The organism is Enterococcus sp. 3G6_DIV0642 (assembly GCF_002140635.1).
In the GTDB taxonomy this organism is placed as follows: domain Bacteria; phylum Bacillota; class Bacilli; order Lactobacillales; family Enterococcaceae; genus Enterococcus_D; species Enterococcus_D casseliflavus.
Genome location: NZ_NGLH01000001.1, coordinates 1,148,610 through 1,168,663, shown reverse-complemented (window position 1 = coordinate 1,168,663; position 20,054 = coordinate 1,148,610). Strand labels below are relative to the sequence as shown.

The following is a 20,054-nucleotide window of genomic DNA, read 5'->3' as shown; positions in this document are numbered from 1 at the left end:
GACCTAACTTATTTTTATTATACTAGAAAGGATTTGTTTTGCAAGACAGTTCTCTTGATTTTTTTAAGAAACACCACAGTTTCTTGGCAATAACTCTTGAAAACTAAGTTTCTATCTTTATTTATTGAGTAAAAATTGGTGCCCACAAACACGGATACCATCAATTTCTTTCTATCTTTTGATCGCAAAGCATTTGATTTATTCTTAATAAAAGAGATCATTCCTCGGCACCTCAGTGACGTACGTTTTTTCAATAACAGAAGAGAGGCGAATCAAAGCCTCTTTGCTTTCTCCCTTCATGATTAATACCAAACAAATCAAAGAATCAATAATTCTTCTATTTCCATAAATTCACGAATTCACTCTTTTTTATGATGACCAAGAAACCCTTTCACCTCGACTAAAACGCTTTATAAATTAAACTTTTCTAATTATTATGTGATTTTTCGAACAAAAGCTAAAAATAACATGACAACTATGTTAGTCTTTGATTTGGAAAAAGTTTTAGGAGGAATAAAAACAATGAAGAAAATTTTCCAAACACTATTAGTCCTAACCTCGTTAGCAACTTTGAGTGCTTGTGGCGCTGATTCACAAACAAGCAGCAGCTCAAGTACTGGTTCATCTGCTAATGAAGAAACAGATGCAACTTCTGCTGCATCTGGTCAAGAATACACAGACCCTAGCGAACTTGCAGGCAGCTACGATGTCGTGATCGTCGGTGCAGGTGGCGCTGGAATGGCCGCTGCGATCCAAGCAAAAGAAGCTGGCGCAAACCCAGTTATTTTAGAAAAAATGCCAATTTCTGGTGGGAATACATTGAAATCTTCAGCAGGAATGAACGCTTCAGAAACCAAATTCCAAGAAGCAGAAGGCATCGAAGATTCAAACGATCTATTTTATGAAGAAACATTAGCTGGCGGTCACAACACCAATGATGAAGAATTGTTGCGCTACTTTGTGGATCATTCAGCAGAAGCGATCGATTGGTTAGATTCCATGGGTATCACTTTAGACAACTTAACAACGACTGGCGGGATGAGTGAAAAAAGAACGCACCGTCCATCGGATGGTTCTGCTGTTGGGGAATACTTAGTTGATGGCTTGATGCGCAACATCCATGAATTGGAAATCCCAATTTTTGTGAATGCCGATGTCAAAGAAATCAATGAAGAAGATGGTCAAGTCAACGGGGTGACCGTTGAAGTAGAAGGAACCGAACAAACCATTGATGCCAAAGCAGTTGTCGTTACAACAGGCGGTTTCGGTGCCAATTTCGACATGATCACCGAATACAAACCAGAATTGGCAGACTACGTGACAACGAACCAAGAGGGTTCGACTGGTGATGGGATCAAAATGATCGAAGCATTAGGTGGACAAACGGTTGATTTAGAGCAAATCCAAATCCACCCAACAGTGGATCAGTCTAAATCACTGTTAATCACTGAAGCTGTCCGTGGAGAAGGCGCGATCTTGGTCAATCAAGAAGGCGAACGGTTCTTCAATGAAATGGAAACACGAGACAAAGTCTCTGAAGCGATCATTGCCCTACCTGAAAAATCAGCAACGTTAGTTTTTGATGCAGGTGTCAAAGAACGCGTGACAGCCATTGATTTTTACGAGCAACAAGGGTTAGTCAAATCCGCTGACACGATCGAAGAATTAGCAAAAGAATTGGACATGCCTGAAGCAGCGCTTGCTGAAACGATCGCTACCTGGAACAGCAGTGTAGCTGCTGGTGAAGACGAAGCCTTTGGACGCAGCACAGCAATGGACAACGATTTGTCAACAGGACCTTACTATGCTATTGCCATCGCTCCTGGTATCCACCACACGATGGGCGGCGTGAAGATCAACACCAACACAGAAGTGATCGCTACGGATAACGAGATCATTCCAGGTCTTTTTGCAGCTGGTGAAGTAACTGGTGGGTTGCATGGTGAAAACCGAATTGGCGGTAATGCCGTTGCCGATATCATCATCTTCGGACGCCAAGCAGGAACAAAAGCTGCCGAATTTGCGCAAGAAAATTAAAACACTCTCTATAAAAAAGAAGTACTTACGTTTTTTTCATCAACGTAAGTACTTCTTTTTTCATATAATTGACACAATAGTTTTTATTGTTCTGGTGCTGTCACTTTGATAATCTGCACCTCATAAGGCGCCAACTGAAGCATTTGGTTTGTCGTTTTTCCAGTAAGCAAATCGACTCCTGTAGTTGCTACCTCTACTTCTTGATTTTCTTCGGAAAAATTCATCACAAAATAATAGGTGGTCGGAGCGAGCTGCTCTTGCTGACTTTCTCTACTTTGGATCGACACGTTCGTTGAACCTTGACGGACCCACTCATTTTGTATGCGAAGCTGTTGTGTTACTTCTTGATAGAAGTCTTCCAAAAAGGCTTGATCCGTCCGTCCCCCAAGATAGTAGGCACTTCCTTCACCATAATCATTTACGGTCACTGCAGCTTGACCTTGATAAAAATCAGCACCGTAGACCCCTAACGTTTGGGCAGTGTTTGTTTGAACAACACTACAATAATCATGAATTTGGTACTGCTGCTCCTTCATTAAAAGCAGATTTTTTTGTTTCGGATATAACGTATCGATTTCTTTCACAGACACACCAAACAGTTCTTCTAACTCTTGGGGCCAGCCCCCTAAATAGGTCAAGTCCGTTTCATTCACGATCCCCGTCAAATAAGTGGAAACCAGCGTCCCGCCATTTTTCGTATACTGTTGAAACTTTTTCATAGTTTCTTTTGGTAAAAGGTAAAGCATCGGAGCGATGATCAATTGGTAAGAGTCAAAGTCATGGTCTTTCGTGATGACATCAACCGCGATGTCATGATCCCAAAAATAGCGATAATGCTCTTGCAACGTTTGTGGGTAGCGTTTGCTCTCCAAACCAAAACCTTGCGCATCATTGAGCGCCCAATTGTTATCCCAATCATAGATGATCGCCACTTTGGCTTTTTTGTGCAATCCTTTGATTTCTTTGATTTCTTCTAAGGCTTTTCCCACTTCTGCTACATCTTGAAAAACACGATTCTGTTCGTCGTTGTCATGGTCCACGACGGCCCCATGGAACTTCTCAGATGAGCCTCTTGATTTTCGCCATTGGAAATAAAGATTACTATCTGAACCGTGAGCAATAAATTGCATAGAAGACAACAGATGCATCCCGGGGCGTTTCGTGCGATTGACTGGATGCCAATTCACACCACTAGGGGTTGATTCCATGATCAAAAAGGGTTGCTTTTTCAAGCTACGGTACTGATCATTGATAAACCCAACCTTACTTGCCAAATCAGCGGTCGTTCCCCAATCATTATGCCAAGCAGGATAACAATCCCAACTAATGACATCTACATGCTGGGCAAATTTTCCATAATCAAGGCTATAAAAGGGAATCAAATCTCGGGTATCTGCCATGAAATTCGTTGTGATCGGCACATCTGGAGACAAACGACGAATGTCTTTGATCTCATGTTCATAGAAATCAATGGTCTGATCTGTCACAAAACGATGCCAGTCTAGATTTAGTCCATGAACTTGCATTTCGCCGATCGGTGAAGGAGATTCGATTTGCGACCAATCGGTGATCGTATGGCTCCAGAAAGGTCCCCACCAGGCCTCATTCAAGGCTGCTAATGTTTGGTACTTCTGCTTGACCCACTGACGAAAGTTTTCTTGGCAAATGGGACAATGACAATCTCCAGAATACTCATTGGAAATATGCCACATCAATAGTGCTGGGTGATCGTGGTAGCGTTCAGCTAATTTCCGATTGATGATCGCCACTTTCTCACGATAGATCGGTGAAGAAAAGCAGTGATTGTGACGCCCGCCGTGTAACATTTTTTCCCGTTTTTCATTGGTCCGTAGAACTTCAGGGTATGCTTTAGACAACCAGGCAGGACGCGCGCCGCTTGGCGTCGCTAAAATGACGTTGCTGTTTCGTTCGGCGAGCTCATCCATGATTTTGTCTAACCATTCAAATTGAAACACCCCTTCTGCTGGCTCTAAGGCACTCCAAGCAAAAATACCAAGGGAAAATGTATTAGCATGAGCTTTTTCCATTAGTTCTAAATCTTTGGCTAAGATCTCGGGATAATTTAGCCACTGGTCAGGATTATAATCCCCACCATGTAAAAAGCGTTCTTCTAAGTTATATCTTGTCATCTTCTCTTCCTATCCTTTTGTGCCACCAGCGGTCAAACCGGAGACAAAATGTTTTTGTAATGCAATAAAGACGAGCGCGATCGGAATACTGATCAAAATAGCCCCTGCCGCAAAAGTTGTATAGCTGGCTCCCATTTTATCCGTGACTAATTTGTATAACCCGATGGGTAATGTATAGTACTCAGGATTACGTAAAATCACAGAAGACAGGGCAAAGTCTCCAAGTGGTCCAGTAAAGCCATTCATGGCAACGACTGCCAGCATTGGTCGTGATAAAGGAATCAAAATTTGCCAGAATATTCGCGTATTGCTTGCGCCATCTATCTTGGCACTCTCGTCTAAATCTAACGGGATCGAGTCAAAATACCCTTTCAATAAGTACGTGTTCATGGGAATCTGGCCCCCAACGTAAATCAAGATCAGCAACCAATGGCTATTGATCAAGCCGAGCATTTGCGCCAATACAAAAATTGCGATCAAGGCAGAGAACTGCGGGATCATTTGTAGGAGTAAGAACAGCATCAACCCATTTTTACGGCCTGCAAAACGAAATCGTGAAAAGGAATACGCCGTCATGGAGACAAAAATCAGTGACAAGAACATGGTGCATACACTGATTTTTAATGAATTCAAATACCATTGACTATAATAAAGCGAGTTGTCACCAGCAAACAATTTCGTGTAGTGACTTAATGTCGGACTCGTCGGAATCAAACTCGTACTTACTAAACTGTTCCCAGGATTAAAACTAGCACCGATCGTCCAAAGTAAAGGGTAGACGATCACTACTACCGTAAAAATCAGTACGAGATACGTCAAGGATAGGCGGACAAATTTTTGTTTCTTCATACTTGCTGCCTTCATGTTATCCAACCTCCTTGAATGAATTTGTTCGGCGGAATTGCCATAAAGCAATCGCGATCACGACGATCGATAAGAGAATCGTCAACGCTGCTGCCAGTGCATATTGACTATTTTGCATCGTTAGCTTATAGATCCACGAAACCAAAATATCGGTACCACCAGCGGTCGAACCAGGAACTGCTGGTCCACCAGAATTAAACAGATAAATAATATTGAAATTGTTGAAGTTAAACGTATATTGCGTAATCAAAATCGGTGCCATTGCATAAAGCAGTAATGGCAATGTGATTCGGCGAAATTTTTGTAAAGCTGAAGCACCATCGATGGTCGCCGCCTCATACAAATCATCAGGAATGGATTGCAGCGTCCCTGTAGTCACGATAAAAATATACGGAAAGCCTAGCCAGCCTTGAATCAGTAGCAAAGCTAAGCGGGTCCAATTCGCACTCGTTAGCCAAGGAATCGGTGAAATCTGGAAGAAATTCAAAATCGAATGATTGATCGCACCAAAGGAATCATTGAACATTCCTGAAAACACCAAGATCGTAACAAATCCCGGAACTGCCCATGGGAGGATCAAAATCGTTCGAAAGAACTTTTTGAGTCGTAATTCTTTTTGATGCACCAGCACCGCTAAAAATATTCCGATAGAAACTTGTAACGTTGAGGCGATCAATGTCCAGATAACTGTCCAGCCCAGAACATTGAAGAAGGTACTACGCCAAATATCGACAGTAAAAATCTTCTTAAAGGTCTCTAATCCCACCCAATCTGCTAAATTGGCAGGTGCAGAATGATACAGATCATAGTTCGTAAAAGCTAACGCGATACTAAAGAGAATCGGAAAAATAACAGAAAACACGAGTAAGAAAAATGCTGGGCTACTCATTAAATAAGGATACCCTTCTCTTAATAGTGCCTGGTAGCTTTCACGGATAGAGTTGACTGGTAGCTCATTATCTCTTAATTCACCGTTTTTATAGGCATCACGGATGTTTAAATAATAAAACAACAGACCAAAACCGATGACGATCAAGGCAACTAATCCTTCTGCTAATAAAAAGATGGAATTGTCTCTCGGCACTTCCACGCCTAATGTCACGATGCCCCAAAGTCCCATATTAAATAAATCTTTAAAGACGACAAGATACATAGCAAAAAAGAAGAAAAATAAAGCGCCTTTGATTTTTTGCCGATTATAAAATTGACCGAATCCTGGTATTATCGAGAATAGCATTGCTCGTTTTGCATACGACTGCGTGTTTTTCACATTTTCGCCCCCTGTAAGAAAAAGCCGCTGACAAACGTTTCGTTCGGCCTTACTTGATTCCTAATGATGAATGACCATCCGAAACGTTTGTCCTTGAGACGACTTTCTAGTTTTGAATTGCCGCAATGGCTGATTTGATCTGTTCGACTGCTTGTGGTAAAGCTGTTTTCGGTTCAGCCTTTCCAGTAGCAATGGTTTGCAATGCGGCATCCATTGGTTCCCATACTGAATTCATTTCAGTGATCCCAGGCGTTAGTTCTGCGTGTTGGGACTGAGCGGCAATGGCTGCAGCACTTTCACTTTCTTGAACTGCTGGATCATCTGCCAATGAAGCAACCGCTGGTACTTCCTGTGTTTTTTCATAACGAACTTTTGAATTTTCTTCATTGCTGATAAATTTGACGAATGCTTCAGCTAATTCAGGGTTTTGGGAATAGCTACTTACGTTGTAGCTTTTGACACCGATAAAGGAGCCCATATGTTCACCATTGCCTAATAATGGCAATTCTTTCACACCATAGTCGATGCCCGCTTCTTTATATGGAGACAAGTTCCATGGTCCCGAGATGACAGCGGCAGCTTTTCCTTCCGTAAATAAAGAGTCCAACACATTGATTCCTTGTTCGCCGACCAATCCCGATGGAAAAACACCTGCATCATAAAACTGTTGGATATAGTCTGCCCCTTCGATCGCGCCTTCATTAGCTAATCCAATATCTTCAGGGTCATAGGATCCATCGGCATTCTCGCCAAAAACATAACCGCCATAACCGCTCAATACACCTTGTGCGTAATAAATTTGATCCCATAATGCCAGTAACCCATAACTGTCAGCATCTAAGACAGACTTGGAATACTCCAGCCACTCATCCGTTGTCTGTGGCAAGTCTTCTTCGGAAATTAGTTCTTTGTTATAATACAAAATTTGTGTTTCAACCGCTTTTGGTAAGCCGTAGACTTTGCCGTCAACGATTTGCGATTGCATTGCTGATTCTGTATACAGCTCTTGTAGCGTTTGATCGACTGTTAATTCTTTCAACAAACCTTCGGTAACGGCTGTACCGATTTGATCGCCAGGAATCGTGATGACATCCGCACCTGTACCAGCGGGTCCATCCAATCGCAAATCTTCGATCTGTCCACCATAGGCTTTTTCGACCACTTTGATCGTCACATCGTGTTCTTCTTCAAATTGTTTGACTGCCTCTTCAATCCCAACTGATTTTGCTTGGTCTTCCCAGACCAATAGATCATAGTCCTTATCGCTGCCACTATTTGCTGCAGTACTATCTGTCCCTTCACTTTGTGGACCGCAAGCACCTAATCCTAAAGCTGCTACACTTAAAAAAAGAACTCGAGACATTTTTTTCATCATCATTTCTCCACCTTTTCTTTATTTTGCAAACGCTATCTTCTTGTTTATAATAAATTATTTTACTTAATATGTAAATAGTTTTACTAAATTAATTTCTTCAACGAAGTAAAAAAACGGATTAAATAAAGGTTTATCTCACAAATAATTTTTTAAAATACCTCCACGCTCTAAAATTTCACTATTGAGTAAATATATTTAGTAAATTCATTTACTTAGTAAAGTTGTTAGCGTATACTAGAAGAAAGAGGTGAAGAAGATTGGTTACAATAAAAAAAATTGCCGAGCAATCAGGCTTTTCACAAGCGACTGTTTCCCGATTATTGAAAGGCGACGAATCGTTGTCGATCGCAGCCGATACGCGTCAAAAAATTATTCATACCGCTTTATCACTAGGTTATGATCGCTCAAAAATAAAAACAACACTAGAAAAAATCGCCGTCCTTTTCTGGCTGACAGAACAAGAAGAGCTGCAAGATGTCTATTTTCGACAATTGCGTATCTCTTTAGAAAAATATGCGAAAATCAACAATTTGGAAATTCAACTGATCACCCATGAAGATGATGTTTTAGAAACACTGCAAGAAGTCGCCGGATTTATTGGGATTGGCTCTTTCACTGAGAAAGAAACGCAGCAGTTCAAATCCGTTTGCCCCTATGGCGTCCTTTTGGAAATCAACCCCTGTCCAGAGCTGTTCGATACGGTCAAACCTGATACTGATCGAATGACGCAACTGGCGATCGATCTATTTTTAACAAAAGGATACCGAAAGATCGGCTTTATTGGTGGTGCTTATCTAAATCCTGATACCCAACTTGCAGAAATGGATAGTCGCGAGGTCATCTTCCGTCAAACGCTGGCTCGTCGAGATGCGCTCGATGAGGCGTTCTTGTTTAGTGGTGGCAATTTTTCCGTTGAAACCGGCTATCGTTTGGCGAAAAAAATGGTGGAATCCCTTGGTGACAATTTGCCAGAGGCGCTCTTTGTGGCTTCTGACACCATCGCAGTTGGTGTGCTCCAAGCGTTAAATGAACGATCCATCATCATTCCTGATCGCTTGGAATTAATCAGTATCAACGACAATGAGATCGCAAAATTTGTGGCTCCCCCTCTAACAACGTTTAAAATTGATGTGGAGGAAATCGCCAAAACCGCGATCGATTTATTGGTGGATCAGATCGTTCATCCTCGAGCGATCACCAAAACAGTCCTTTTAGGGGCTGAACTCATCGAACGAAAAAGCTTTACGCAAGCATAAAAAACGCCCCTAGAAAGTTAGAAAAGCTAACTTTCTAGGGGCGTTTCATTGTCTAAATCGAAAAAAGCATTCTTTCGTTTTTCACATCTCTTTCGCCACAGCATACACAAGATGCGGCATGTCCACTTGCCGATAGTGTTTGACAAAGCGATCCACCAGCTTCATTCCATTGCGCAATGCCACATTTATGGAGGCTTGATTGGTCTCACGAATGATCGAATAAACAATGGCGGCATTCAGCGTTGCAAACGCATAGCCTTTACAAGCCTGGGCGGCTTCTGTGGCAAAACCATGATGCCAGAAGTTCTTTTGAAACAAGTACCCAATTTCTAAAACGGCTTCTCCCTTGACGTCTTGCCATGTCAACCCGCATTGACCGATCGCTTGCCCGGATGCTTTCTCAATCACTAGCCACAAGCCAATGTGATCGTTTTGATAGCGTTGCAGCTGTTTGTCGATCCAACCAGTGACTTCTTGCTCACTGAAGGGTCCTTCATAGGCAATCATCACTTCTGGATCTTGCAAAATCTTTTCAATCGCTGGTCGATCGTCATGACTCATTTCTCGCAGCACTAATCGCTTAGTTTCAATTAGTGGTTCCATGGTGGTTGCGCTCCTTCCTATTCCATTCGGTTTCTTTTCAAAAAATACCAACTTGCTGCCCATGCGGTGATGGGTAAAATAATCACCGCTGCCAGACCCGTGATCAAACAAACGACCAATTCTGAGACGAACGCCTTCGAATTGATCATTTCACCAAAGGAGATCGACAAATCTTGAAACCACGCAATCAACGCCAGATTACTTCCCATAAAGGCAAACAATAAGGTATTGATCGTTGAAGACAATACGTCTGATACCACGGTCATACTACTTTTACTTAATGCCTTGATCGAGACTTGCGGGTTTGCTTGAAAAAGTTCATAGGTCGCAGTGCTGATTGCCATACTCCCATCTGCCACCGCCCCCGAAAAACTCATCAAAATGATCGCAGTCATCAATGTCTTAAAATCGATGGCTACATCAAAGGAATACATCGCCAACTCATCCAGTTCCTCTGCCGAAAACCCATGCAGATTCATTGCAGAGAGCACAAGCGGAAATAGTAGTAGAAAAAGCCCTAGAAAGACCAACACACAGACAAAGGCAATTTTGGTTTTCTGATTGACGCCATTCACGAAAAACAAGGTGATCGCCGCCACGGCTAAAAAGGCAACACAAGCCGCTGGTATGATCGGTGCCCCTCGGTCAATCAGGACCAGAAGCGCTAGAAAGACAGCCACATTCATAAACAGACCAGTGACTTGAAACAGCCCTTCGATCCGAAAAACAGCGAAAGTCAGCAAGAGAAAAAGCAAGATCAACACAAACAAAACATTCATCCTGCTTTCCTCCTTTGTAGTTCAAAGCAAAGGAGCGTCAACGGTACCGATAAAACCAGCGCAAAGCCGCCGCATAATGTACGCACTATTTCTAAAGAAAGATGCATCGGCAATGCTTGCGACAGCAGCCAGCCATTTGCTAGGTAAAACAATAGCGCTGGCATACTCCCACTTAAATAAGCAAACAACAAGACATTGATCATCGAAGAAGTCGTATCTTGCGCGATGGACCGACCGATCGCTAATCGTTCCTTGCGGCTAGTCTGGGGATTGATGCGCTGGATCTCATCTAGACTGGCAATCAGCATGACAATATTGTCCATGCTGGCACCAATCGCGCCAATCAGCAGACTCCCTAGATAGACACTGCGATACGGACGGGTCAGAAACGACATTTCTTCATAGCGCAACCCATGATCTTGCAAAAGATCCATGGCGAACCGACAGAGAAAAAACGCCAAGAGGACGCTGGCTAACGAGGCAATGATTTTGCGGCTGTCGATCGTACGAAAGCCATAGGAAATCCCCATCGTCAAAACCAACGAGACGATCGTAAAAACGATCATCAAAAAGACCAATGAAAAGGAGCTGTTGCCTTTGTGAAACCAAAGAAAAAGGAGCAGCAAGCCAGTATTCACAAAGATACTAAGTAAAGCCCGCAAGCCCTTTTTGCCACCAATTGCGACTACTGCCATCAAAAATAAGGCAAGGAAGAAAAAGAGATACCCATCCCGTTTTTGTGCTTGTACCTGCCAGCCATCCCCTTCTTTTTGCAAAAGCAGCTGTTGTCCGGTCTGATACAACGGATGAATCGCACCGTTGGGGGTGTATTGCGTAGTGACTGTCCGTAGTACCCCCGCTTCTTCTCCGTTACGAACGATCCCTTGGATCTGCTGCTGGTCGGCGGTGACTTGAACCGTTTGTACTTCTATGATCGGCTGTGCATAAAAGCGGCTGCTTTGGGTTTGGATCAGCCAGCTCAAGACCAGCACGCTAACAAAGGCCGCTAGATAATAATACTTTTTCAAGATCGTCTCCTTTCATTTTCAGCAAAAAAAGACTTAGACAAACCCCCAGTCCTACGACCGATCACCTTGTGAGGCTGGATGACTGGTCGAAATGGTTACTGTGTCGGCGAGACTAACTGCTTTGCTAGTCGCCTGTTTTGTCAAAGTCCTTTTACTTGCTCGTTTTGCTTACACGACATTTTGCGGTGTACCTGCTTTAAAGCCGCTTAAGTTCGCCACAGCAATCCCCATCAAACGACGCCGCGTTTCGACGGGTGCCCAAGCGATATGCGGTGTCAAATAGCAATTTGGCGCCTGTAATAAGGGATTGTCAGCTGCGATCGGTTCTTTTGAAACGACATCTGCCGCCAAGGCTGCGATCTGCCCAGTTTGCAGTGCTTCAGCAACTGCCGCTTCATCGATCAAGCCGCCACGGGCGGTATTGATCAGGATCGCAGAAGATTTCATTTGTGCCAATGCTGTGCGATCGATCATTTTTTCTGTCTCAGGAAACTGCGGAACATGAAGGCTGATGATATCTGCTTCTTGATACAATTCCGCCAGCGAAACTTGTTTTGCCCAATCTGCTTGTGCTGGTTTTGGTCGATGATTAAAGTAGATCACCTTCAACTGAAACGCATGAGCGATCGTGGCAACTGCTTGAGCAATCGCACCATATCCAATCAGCCCAATCGTTTTGCCTGCCAATTCCATCAATGGTGTCTGCCAATAAGAAAAATCTTTGCTGGTTTGCCAGTCGCCCTGATGCACGGAACGATTATGGTGTCCCACTTGATTCGTCACTTCCAGCAGCAAAGCAAAGGTCGCTTGTGCCACTGCATTGGTACTGTAGCTAGGAATATTGGTCACGGTGATTCCCTGTTCCTTCGCTGCTGCCAAATCAACGACATTGTATCCAGTTGCCAAGACCCCAATGTAGGTCAATTGCGGACATGCTTTGAGCACATCTGCGGTGATCGGCGTTTTATTTGTCAAAATTGCTTCGGCATCGCCGATTCGCTCAATAATTTCTTGTTTATCTGTATACGAGGTACGATCATACACCGTCACCTCTCCTAATTCTTCAAACCCTTGCCAAGACAAATCTCCTGGATTCAACGCATAGCCATCAAGTACAACGATCTTCATTCTTTCGCTCCTCTCGTTTTTCCTTTTGCTTTTCCATAAAAAACGGGAATTCCTAGTAACGTCACGCCGATTCCCACGACTGCTAACCACGTGTCAGTGATCAAGGTCATGATCAAGATAAAACAGCCGCCTAAGATCGCAATCAAGGGAATGATTGGATAGAAGGGAACTTTATACGGACGCTTCATCTGCGGTTCTGTTTTTCGCAAACGAAAAACTCCTACAAACAATAATACACTAAAGAACCACATAACAAAAACCAGCATATCGGTCAAGAGATCAAAGGTGCCTAAAAGCATCATGATACATGCGATCCCCAACTGTAAAAAGGCCGCCGCATAAGGTGCATTGGTGGTTTTACTTAAGGTGGCAAAGGTCTTGCTGAAAGGAATCTCATCTTCCAACGCCATGGCATACGGGACCCGCAAGCCAGTCATTGTATAGCCGTTCAATGCGCCATACACAGAGATCAGGATACCGATCGTGACCAGTTTTCCGCCAAAGCTGCCAAACAAGGCCATCGCAGTTTCTGAAGCACTGTTCAAATTACCAGCGATTTGATCGATCGGCAATGTTTTTAAAAAGGCAACATTGATCAACACGTACACCAAGGTAACAAAACTCAACCCAAAGATGATGGCTTTTGGTAAATCTTTTTCAGGTCGCTTCATTTCCCCAGCGACATTACCGACTCCCATCCAACCGTCATAAGCAAAAAGGGTTGCTAAGAGGGCACTACTGATGCCAGCTGCAAGCGATCCTTGAGTATTGGAAGAAAAATCCACCAATGAGACCGATACTTGCCCTGGTGTCAACAGGCCCGCCACGATGATCACCGCAATCGGGATCAGCTTGACTGCTAACGTGATGGACTGGACTTGAGCAGCGGCTTTTGTTCCCAAAAGATTGATCAAGGTCACACTCGTTCCGGTCAAAATCGATAAAGGAAGCAAATAATTGCTGGGTAGATGAAATAAGTTCAAACACTGGGTCGCAAAAATAATACTTAATGCCGCCACGTTCGCTGGAAAGTAAATGATACTTTGTGCCCAGCCTAATAAAAAGGAGGGTAATTTTCCATAAATTCTTTCAATATATCGAATGGGTCCGCCAGTCTCAGGAATCGCCGTCGCTAACTCCGCCACCGTCAAACCGCCGCAAATCGTTAGAAAGCCGGCAAGCAGCCAGACCAACAAGGTCAAACCGGTGGATTGGGTCTGCTGGACCACAGCCGCTGCTTTGAAAAACACGCCGGCGCCGATCACCGTTCCCATTACTGTCGATAATGCCCCAAAAAAACTGATTTCTTTTTTCAATTGACTTTTCACAACATCACTTCCTTTTTAAATGAATAAGTCAAAGTATAGCGGATAGAAACTATCTTGACTAGAGGAATTTCAGAAAACAAAAAGCAAATACCATGAAAAGACGGCATTTGCTCCAAAATTTTTTTATTCTTTTGTGGATTCTTGAAAAATCAGCAACGGAAGCTGTCGTTTTTTGTGCATTTGTTGAACTAAATAAATTCCTGCCAGCAAGATGATCGGGAAAATGATCGCACCTAAAATCCCAACCTGCAGCTGTTGTCCCGTCCATTCGACGATACTGCCGACGACAGCGGGTCCGATTGAACACCCTAAATCTCCTGCTAATGCCAAATAAGCAAATAGCGCCGTTCCGCCGTTGCGAATGTATTGCGCAGAAAGACTAAAGACCCCTGGCCACATGATCCCTACGGCAAAACCGCTTAAGCCGCAGCCAAGGAACCCGATCAATGGCAATGAAGCAAAGCCGATCATCATATACGCCAGTAGGCAAAGCAAAACACTCAAAAACATAAAGCGTTTCAAATCGATGCGTTCCCCGAACTTGCCGTAAAGCAAGCGGGAGATCCCCATCATCAAGGCAAAAACCATTGGCCCTGCTAAATCGCCTAGCGTCTTACTAACGCCTAAGCCCTGTTCAGCAAACGTCGATGCCCATTGACTGACCGCTTGTTCGCTGGCTCCGGCACAGACCATCATCACCAGAAACAGCCAAAAGCTTTTCAAAGAAAAGAGCTGTCGAGTGGTCAAGCCTCGTTCTCCTTCGGCAACAATTGGCGCCAACGGTACTTTGGTGAAGAAGAACAAATTGAGCAATGGGATCAGCGCCCAGATGATCGCCAAAGTCGGCCACTGTTGAATACCGAACAGCATGAAGAACGCCGTCGAGAGCAAAACGACTCCAACATACCCCCAGCAATAAAACGAGTGCAACAAGCTCATGGTTTTTTCTTTATGTTCCGTCGGACAGGCTTCGACGATGGGACTGACTAAGACTTCCAACAAGCCACCGCCAATGGCATACAACAAAACCGCTGCTAACAGCCCGCTAAACGGAGTCGGAAACCATAAGGGAAAAACAGCTAAACCAATCAAGCCGATCGCTGCAAAAAAATGCGCCGCTACGATCGAAATACGATAGCCGATGCGGTCTACAAAAAAGATCGCTGCAAAATCGACGGCTAACTGGGTCAAAAAGTTAAAACTGACCAACAAGGTGATCTGACTGATCGGCAGCTGGTATTGGCTTTGAAAGGTCAAAAATAATAAGGGGGCAAAATTATTGATCACGGCTTGAACGATGTACCCTACAAAGCAAGCTGCAATCGTCGAACGATAACTTTTCATTTTCACTTCTCCTTTACTCGTCTTATCAGTATACCAAGTCCAATAAGACCGTAACCATGGAGAAAACACTTTTTTTACCCAGAGAATCTTAAGGAAATTAGGATTCCTCTCCCTTCAGATAATTCCTTTAAATGGAAGCAGTAAAAAAGCTGCCCTCACAGACAGCTTTTTCCGACTTATTCTCAAGGCTAGGCGTTTTTCTTCCGAGCAGCGATGGTTTTCATGGTGGCTTCAAAGATTGGGCCAATAAAGACGATACACAAGAGAGTACCTAACCCCACACTGGCGCCTAACGCAAAACCGATCAAGACCATGGCTGCATCCAAGCCGATACGGATCGTTTTTTGCGTCAATTTGCTTCGTTTGTAGATCAAGGCCGTCAAGGCTTCAAGTGCGGCTGAACCTTTGTTGGAAGAAACGTAGATACCGGCGCCGATCCCGAATAAGATCGGTGCCGCGAAAATAGCGATCCACGGGTAGAAAGGCAAATGAATCGATACTTTGTCCATCACTGGTTCAAAGATCCCGATCAACAGGCCTAAGCCGATCCCGTTGATAAAACTGCCAATGCCTAATTCGGCACGATCAAAGACAGCAACGATCAACAAAACAATAATATTAAAACACAAACTGGCAATCCAAAAAGGGACATCGACGAAATTCAAAATTCCTAGTAAAAACGTACTGATCGTATCATATCCTTGATGGGCGGTGATCAATAAGGAAATGGCCAAAGCAATCAGCCCGGTACCTATCAAAACTTGTGCAAATTTTTTGGTTTCTTTCACAACATCACGCTCTCTTCTTTATTTTTCCTCTCTTAGTTTACCGTGAAAGCGTCACAATTACTATCATTTAATCACAAAAACCAGAATTTTTTTGAAGAAATCTAAATTCAATCAAGGGATTCATAATGCTGTTCATAAGTATCGCGAAATTCTTTGGGGGTCAAGCCATTCAATTTCTTAAACATTTTGGAAAAATAATTGGTATTGTTGTAACCAATACGATCGCCGATCTCACTGATCGTAGCTTTCGAATGAAGCAGCAGCTGCTGGGCTTGCTTGATCCGCACCAGATTGACGTACTGATTAAAGCTCATTTCCGTTTCTTTCTTAAAGAGCTGCCCCAAATAAACGACGCTGACATGCAATTCTTCTGCCGCTGATTTGACTGTCAAATCATGGGTGTAGCCTTCTTCGATCAGCTGGATCGTCTTTTGAACGATCTCTGAATAGCGTTTTTGCGGCGGCTGCGATTTCGCCAGCTCCAACACATCATCAAAGAGTTGTCGCAAATCTGCCAGTGTATTAGACTCACGAATCCGTGCCAAAATCTGTTCATGGTTTTCATGGGAAAGTACTGGCAGCTGTCGATAGATATCATTGAACAACAAGAACGAAACATAGCGGACATGCTCAGGGTCTGCTTGGGTTTGTTCCAAAATAGCGAACATTTTATCCAGCTCATGTTGGATCGTTTTGACATCCCCAATCGTCAGTGCTTTGTTAAAAGATAGAAACGGGAGTTCTTCGTTTCGCTCTAATATATCCACGTGGATCGTCTGTTCTTGTAAAAACAGATCTGGGTAGAAGGCTTGCAGTGACTGAACCTGTTTGATTTTTTCATAGGCTTTATACAAATTCTCCCACTCGTTGATGGTTTCGCTCATAATCAACTGCCAGTCAGTACTATTGAGCTGCTGTGCCAGTGCTTTTAGATCAGCGTTGATTTGCTGCCTTGGTCCAGCAGCAGTAATGATCACTTGGTTTTCATCTAATCGCCCTGGTAAGATCAATGGCTGATCGTGTTGCTGAAAAAACGTCGTGATTTTTTGTAAGATCTCAGCAGTCCCATTGAACTGCAAAACGGTAAAGGGTGCTGCTAGCGGCACCCGCTGTTGCGCCAGCAAATGGAGGTACTCGCTTTCGTTCAATTCATCATTCAACCAAAGCAGCAGGCTTGATTCTTGATACAGTTCTTTTTCTGCCAACAGTTTTTGCTGCTCCTCTAACTCAGCTGCAATCGCTTGAACACTGCTACGCAGTTCTTCTTTGTTAACAGGTTTGACCAAATAATTACGCACACCTAACGCCATGCCTTGTTTGACAAAGGCAAACTCTTGATAGCCTGAGAGAATGATCGAGAAAAATCGATTCCCAAACGCTTGTGCTTGGCGGATCATATCGATGCCGTTCATTTCTGGCATCCGAATATCCGTGATCAGCAAATCAACGGAATGCTCTTGCAAGTACTCGAGGGCTTCACTAGCACTTTTCGCTGTATGCACCACCTCAAAGCCCAGTTCTTGCCAAGGCAAGATCATTTGCAGCCCCTGCAAGATCATGTATTCATCATCAACGAACATTGCTTTATACATCTGTCTCATGCCCCCTTTGCAAACGTTTCTCATCTAAGCGGATCTTGACCGTAAACCCAGCACCTGCCTGAGATGTAACGTCCATTTGATAGGCGCTGTTGAACATGCCCCGCAACCGTTCGTGAACATTTTTGATCCCGATCGAGGTTTGGGCTCCGATCTCCTGATTTTGCAGTTCTTCATGAATCATCCCTAACTGCTGCGGATCTGCGCCTTTGCCGTTGTCTTTGACCTCAATCACGATCTGATCGACTTCTTTATAAGCCTTGATACTGATGGCATTATCATTGCGCTGATAATCGATGCCGTGAACAAAATAGTTTTCGACAAGCGGCTGCAGCGTGAACTTCGGCAATTCCAACTGTTCTAATGCCGAATCGATGGTTACATGATAGGCGATCTTATCTGGGTAGCGCATCTGAAACAAGTAGACATATTTTTCACAAAAATCGATTTCTTCTTTTAAGGTCTTCGTCTTTTCTTGCGTCGTATTGTTCCGTAGCAGTGCCGAAAAGGCATAGACGACATCCGCCAGCTCTTCTTGGTTGCGACTCAAGGCATACATTCGAATGTATTCTAACGTGTTATACAGAAAATGCGGATTGATCTGTGCTTGCAGCGCCCGCATATCGGCGTCTCGCTGCTTGATCTCTAACGTGTAGATGTCTTTGATATACTCGTTGATACTGTAAGTCATTTGATTGATGGCTTCTGCGATTTCTTTCAGCTCTTGTTGGACATTGGCGGTATCGATCCGCTTATCAAAATTTCCTTGACTGACTTCTTTCGTCGCATAGACGATCTGCTGTACTTGCGAGGTATAGCGCTTGAAGGTCCGATGGAGCACCCATAGAACCAATAAGAGAATCCCAATCCCAAAGCTAAAAATCCAAATGGCGCTGGAAAAAATATCCCGCCAGATCACGCCTTTTGACAACAAGATCAGTGACAACTCTCCGCTGACAGTGGTTTGTTTTTTGATATAAAAGTCTTTCGACAGAGTGTCGTGAATAGTTCCATGAGCCACCGCCTGATCAATTTTCGCTAAGGTCTGCTTGCTAAGGTTGGCGGCATCCTTGTATAGCCGCTGCCCATTGGAGGTATACAAAAAACTGTTGATACCATGTGTTTGGTTGTCTTCTTGACGATTGGCTAAGACATCGTCTGAGTGAAAAATCACGTAAACTTGCCCTAACGGTTGCGCATAATTACTTGGTTGGGCGATCGAACGAACAAAAAACAGACGATTTTTCAAATCGATCTGCTTGCCGCTGCGTTTTTCTCCATAAGGGGTATCTGGGGTTGCCACTAGTGTCTCATTGCTTTCATCTAGTTGAATAATGATCTCTTCGATACTAGGATGATTACGGATCAAGCGATAGAGGATGTTTGGCAAATACACACTTTGTCCCGTCTGGCGAAAAATATCATTACTATAGGAAAAATAGTCTGGCAATGAAAGCTGTAAATAATTTCGCAGCGATTCAAAAGCAGTATCCGAACTGGTAAATTCGCCTAATACCGTTGAAACGACCGCGTTTTGATCCTGCACGTATGCATCCAGCTGCATACTGGTAGCTTCCACGAGGCGTTCGCTGCTATTGAAGCGGTCTGCCCCAGTATATGCCGTCAGAACCAGCATGATAATAATCGAGATGATCACCAAAAGGACGCTATACAACTGCATCAACTGATTGATCAAAAAGTCATGTTTAAACAAACGAAAGCGCTGCTTAGTCATGTGCCAAGTCCCGATCAATGACGGTTTTTTCCTGACTGATCGCCACATGGCACCACAAAATCAATAGACTGAAGGTTCCAAAGAGCAAGAGCCCTTTCATCATCCAAGTAAAAGCGAAAATACTGGCAATCCCCACTAACAATTTTAGAAAGGTCGCCATATGAAGAAACAGACACACGAAGGACAATTTCAGGTTATTCCACAAGGAAATCTCATAGGATGTGTCAAAAACCACACTTAGTAAGTACAGTAAGATACTCAATCCGCTGACGACAACTAAAACAAAAGAGATCATCAGCCAAATCAAGCCTTGGATCTGGGTAGCTAAATACAAGTTATACACTAAGAAACCTGTCAGTAGGAAGAAAAGATAAAACTGTTTATTGGCTTTGACAAAGACGCTGCACCAAATGCGCCATGCGCTGCGAAAGCTTTGATGCTCATAATTTAGTCCGTCTTCATGGATCAAGGTACTAATGGTATGAAACGCTGGACCGATCCCTAAGATTCCGCCACCTGCCAATGTCAAGACGACGAAAAACAAATTCAACTTCACGATCGCCCAAATCAAGCGAAAGCCCTTGACCAACCCACTATTTGCTGTTTCTTCCATTTAAAATTCCTCCCTTATTTGTTCCCTATCGAAAATGTAGCATGATTTTAGCTTCCTACTCAAGCTACCTGAGAATCTTTTAATGCTATGTATGTTTTAGATGCTCCATGCTTGCTGCTTGAAGGTTAAAAAACAAAAGTAACGTTATTTTTTCATCA

Annotated in this window: 16 protein-coding genes; 2 read left to right on the top strand and 14 right to left on the bottom strand. The window is 43.5% G+C overall.

The window, feature by feature from the left end; genetic code table 11:
* Positions 1 to 522: 522 nt before the first annotated feature.
* Positions 523 to 2,037, top strand: coding sequence for a flavocytochrome c (locus A5878_RS05600; RefSeq protein WP_086294883.1), 1,515 nt, complete (start codon positions 523 to 525; stop codon positions 2,035 to 2,037).
* Positions 2,038 to 2,120: 83 nt separating this feature from the next.
* On the opposite strand, the gene A5878_RS05595 is transcribed toward A5878_RS05600, so the two are convergent.
* The 4 genes from A5878_RS05595 to A5878_RS05580 all read right to left on the bottom strand — a co-directional run bounded on the left by A5878_RS05595 (position 2,121) and on the right by A5878_RS05580 (position 7,699).
* Positions 2,121 to 4,187, bottom strand: a complete 2,067-nt coding sequence (locus tag A5878_RS05595; protein WP_086294882.1) for a beta-galactosidase — start codon at positions 4,185 to 4,187, stop codon at positions 2,121 to 2,123.
* A gap of 9 nt (positions 4,188 to 4,196) precedes the next feature.
* Positions 4,197 to 5,051: a sugar ABC transporter permease gene (locus A5878_RS05590; RefSeq protein ID WP_081116596.1), complete on the bottom strand. Its 855-nt coding sequence runs from the start codon at positions 5,049 to 5,051 to the stop codon at positions 4,197 to 4,199.
* Position 5,052: 1 nt separating this feature from the next.
* The gene (locus tag A5878_RS05585) at positions 5,053 to 6,288 is read right to left on the bottom strand and encodes a carbohydrate ABC transporter permease (RefSeq protein ID WP_016608233.1); all 1,236 of its coding nucleotides are present in this window, start codon (positions 6,286 to 6,288) and stop codon (positions 5,053 to 5,055) included.
* A gap of 139 nt (positions 6,289 to 6,427) precedes the next feature.
* A complete protein-coding gene (locus A5878_RS05580; protein ID WP_086294881.1) occupies positions 6,428 to 7,699 on the bottom strand; it encodes an extracellular solute-binding protein in 1,272 nt (423 codons plus the stop codon).
* A 254-nt stretch (positions 7,700 to 7,953) separates the two neighbouring features.
* Here A5878_RS05580 and A5878_RS05575 point away from each other — a divergent pair, with 254 nt between their 5' ends.
* Positions 7,954 to 8,952: a LacI family DNA-binding transcriptional regulator gene (locus A5878_RS05575; protein WP_086294880.1), complete on the top strand. Its 999-nt coding sequence runs from the start codon at positions 7,954 to 7,956 to the stop codon at positions 8,950 to 8,952.
* 81 nt (positions 8,953 to 9,033) lie between these two features.
* Here the strand turns inward: A5878_RS05575 and A5878_RS05570 are convergent, their stop codons facing one another.
* The 10 genes from A5878_RS05570 to A5878_RS05525 all read right to left on the bottom strand — a co-directional run bounded on the left by A5878_RS05570 (position 9,034) and on the right by A5878_RS05525 (position 19,896).
* Complete coding sequence (locus A5878_RS05570) at positions 9,034 to 9,555, bottom strand: GNAT family N-acetyltransferase (protein ID WP_086294879.1); 522 nt, start codon at positions 9,553 to 9,555, stop codon at positions 9,034 to 9,036.
* 17 nt (positions 9,556 to 9,572) lie between these two features.
* The gene (locus tag A5878_RS05565) at positions 9,573 to 10,334 is read right to left on the bottom strand and encodes a YibE/F family protein (protein ID WP_086294878.1); all 762 of its coding nucleotides are present in this window, start codon (positions 10,332 to 10,334) and stop codon (positions 9,573 to 9,575) included.
* Entirely contained in the window at positions 10,331 to 11,362 is a 1,032-nt protein-coding gene (locus tag A5878_RS05560) for a YibE/F family protein (RefSeq protein ID WP_010747785.1), read from the bottom strand. Before A5878_RS05560 ends, A5878_RS05565 begins: the two co-directional genes overlap by 4 nt.
* 168 nt (positions 11,363 to 11,530) lie before the next feature.
* The gene (locus A5878_RS05555) at positions 11,531 to 12,490 is read right to left on the bottom strand and encodes a D-2-hydroxyacid dehydrogenase (protein ID WP_015509314.1); all 960 of its coding nucleotides are present in this window, start codon (positions 12,488 to 12,490) and stop codon (positions 11,531 to 11,533) included.
* Positions 12,487 to 13,818, bottom strand: coding sequence for an APC family permease (locus A5878_RS05550; RefSeq protein WP_086294877.1), 1,332 nt, complete (start codon positions 13,816 to 13,818; stop codon positions 12,487 to 12,489). Before A5878_RS05550 ends, A5878_RS05555 begins: the two co-directional genes overlap by 4 nt.
* A 123-nt stretch (positions 13,819 to 13,941) precedes the next feature.
* The gene (locus A5878_RS05545; RefSeq protein ID WP_086294876.1) at positions 13,942 to 15,162 is read right to left on the bottom strand and encodes a sugar MFS transporter; all 1,221 of its coding nucleotides are present in this window, start codon (positions 15,160 to 15,162) and stop codon (positions 13,942 to 13,944) included.
* A 188-nt stretch (positions 15,163 to 15,350) separates the two neighbouring features.
* Positions 15,351 to 15,950 (bottom strand): YitT family protein, encoded by a 600-nt coding sequence (locus tag A5878_RS05540; protein ID WP_005225521.1) that lies wholly within the window; start codon positions 15,948 to 15,950, stop codon positions 15,351 to 15,353.
* 107 nt (positions 15,951 to 16,057) lie between these two features.
* Positions 16,058 to 17,542, bottom strand: a complete 1,485-nt coding sequence (locus A5878_RS05535; protein ID WP_005225520.1) for a response regulator transcription factor — start codon at positions 17,540 to 17,542, stop codon at positions 16,058 to 16,060.
* Positions 17,535 to 19,283 (bottom strand): sensor histidine kinase, encoded by a 1,749-nt coding sequence (locus A5878_RS05530; protein WP_086294875.1) that lies wholly within the window; start codon positions 19,281 to 19,283, stop codon positions 17,535 to 17,537. Before A5878_RS05530 ends, A5878_RS05535 begins: the two co-directional genes overlap by 8 nt.
* The gene (locus A5878_RS05525; protein WP_086294874.1) at positions 19,276 to 19,896 is read right to left on the bottom strand and encodes a DUF624 domain-containing protein; all 621 of its coding nucleotides are present in this window, start codon (positions 19,894 to 19,896) and stop codon (positions 19,276 to 19,278) included. The genes A5878_RS05530 and A5878_RS05525 overlap by 8 nt, the downstream gene beginning before the upstream one ends.
* Positions 19,897 to 20,054 lie beyond the last annotated feature (158 nt).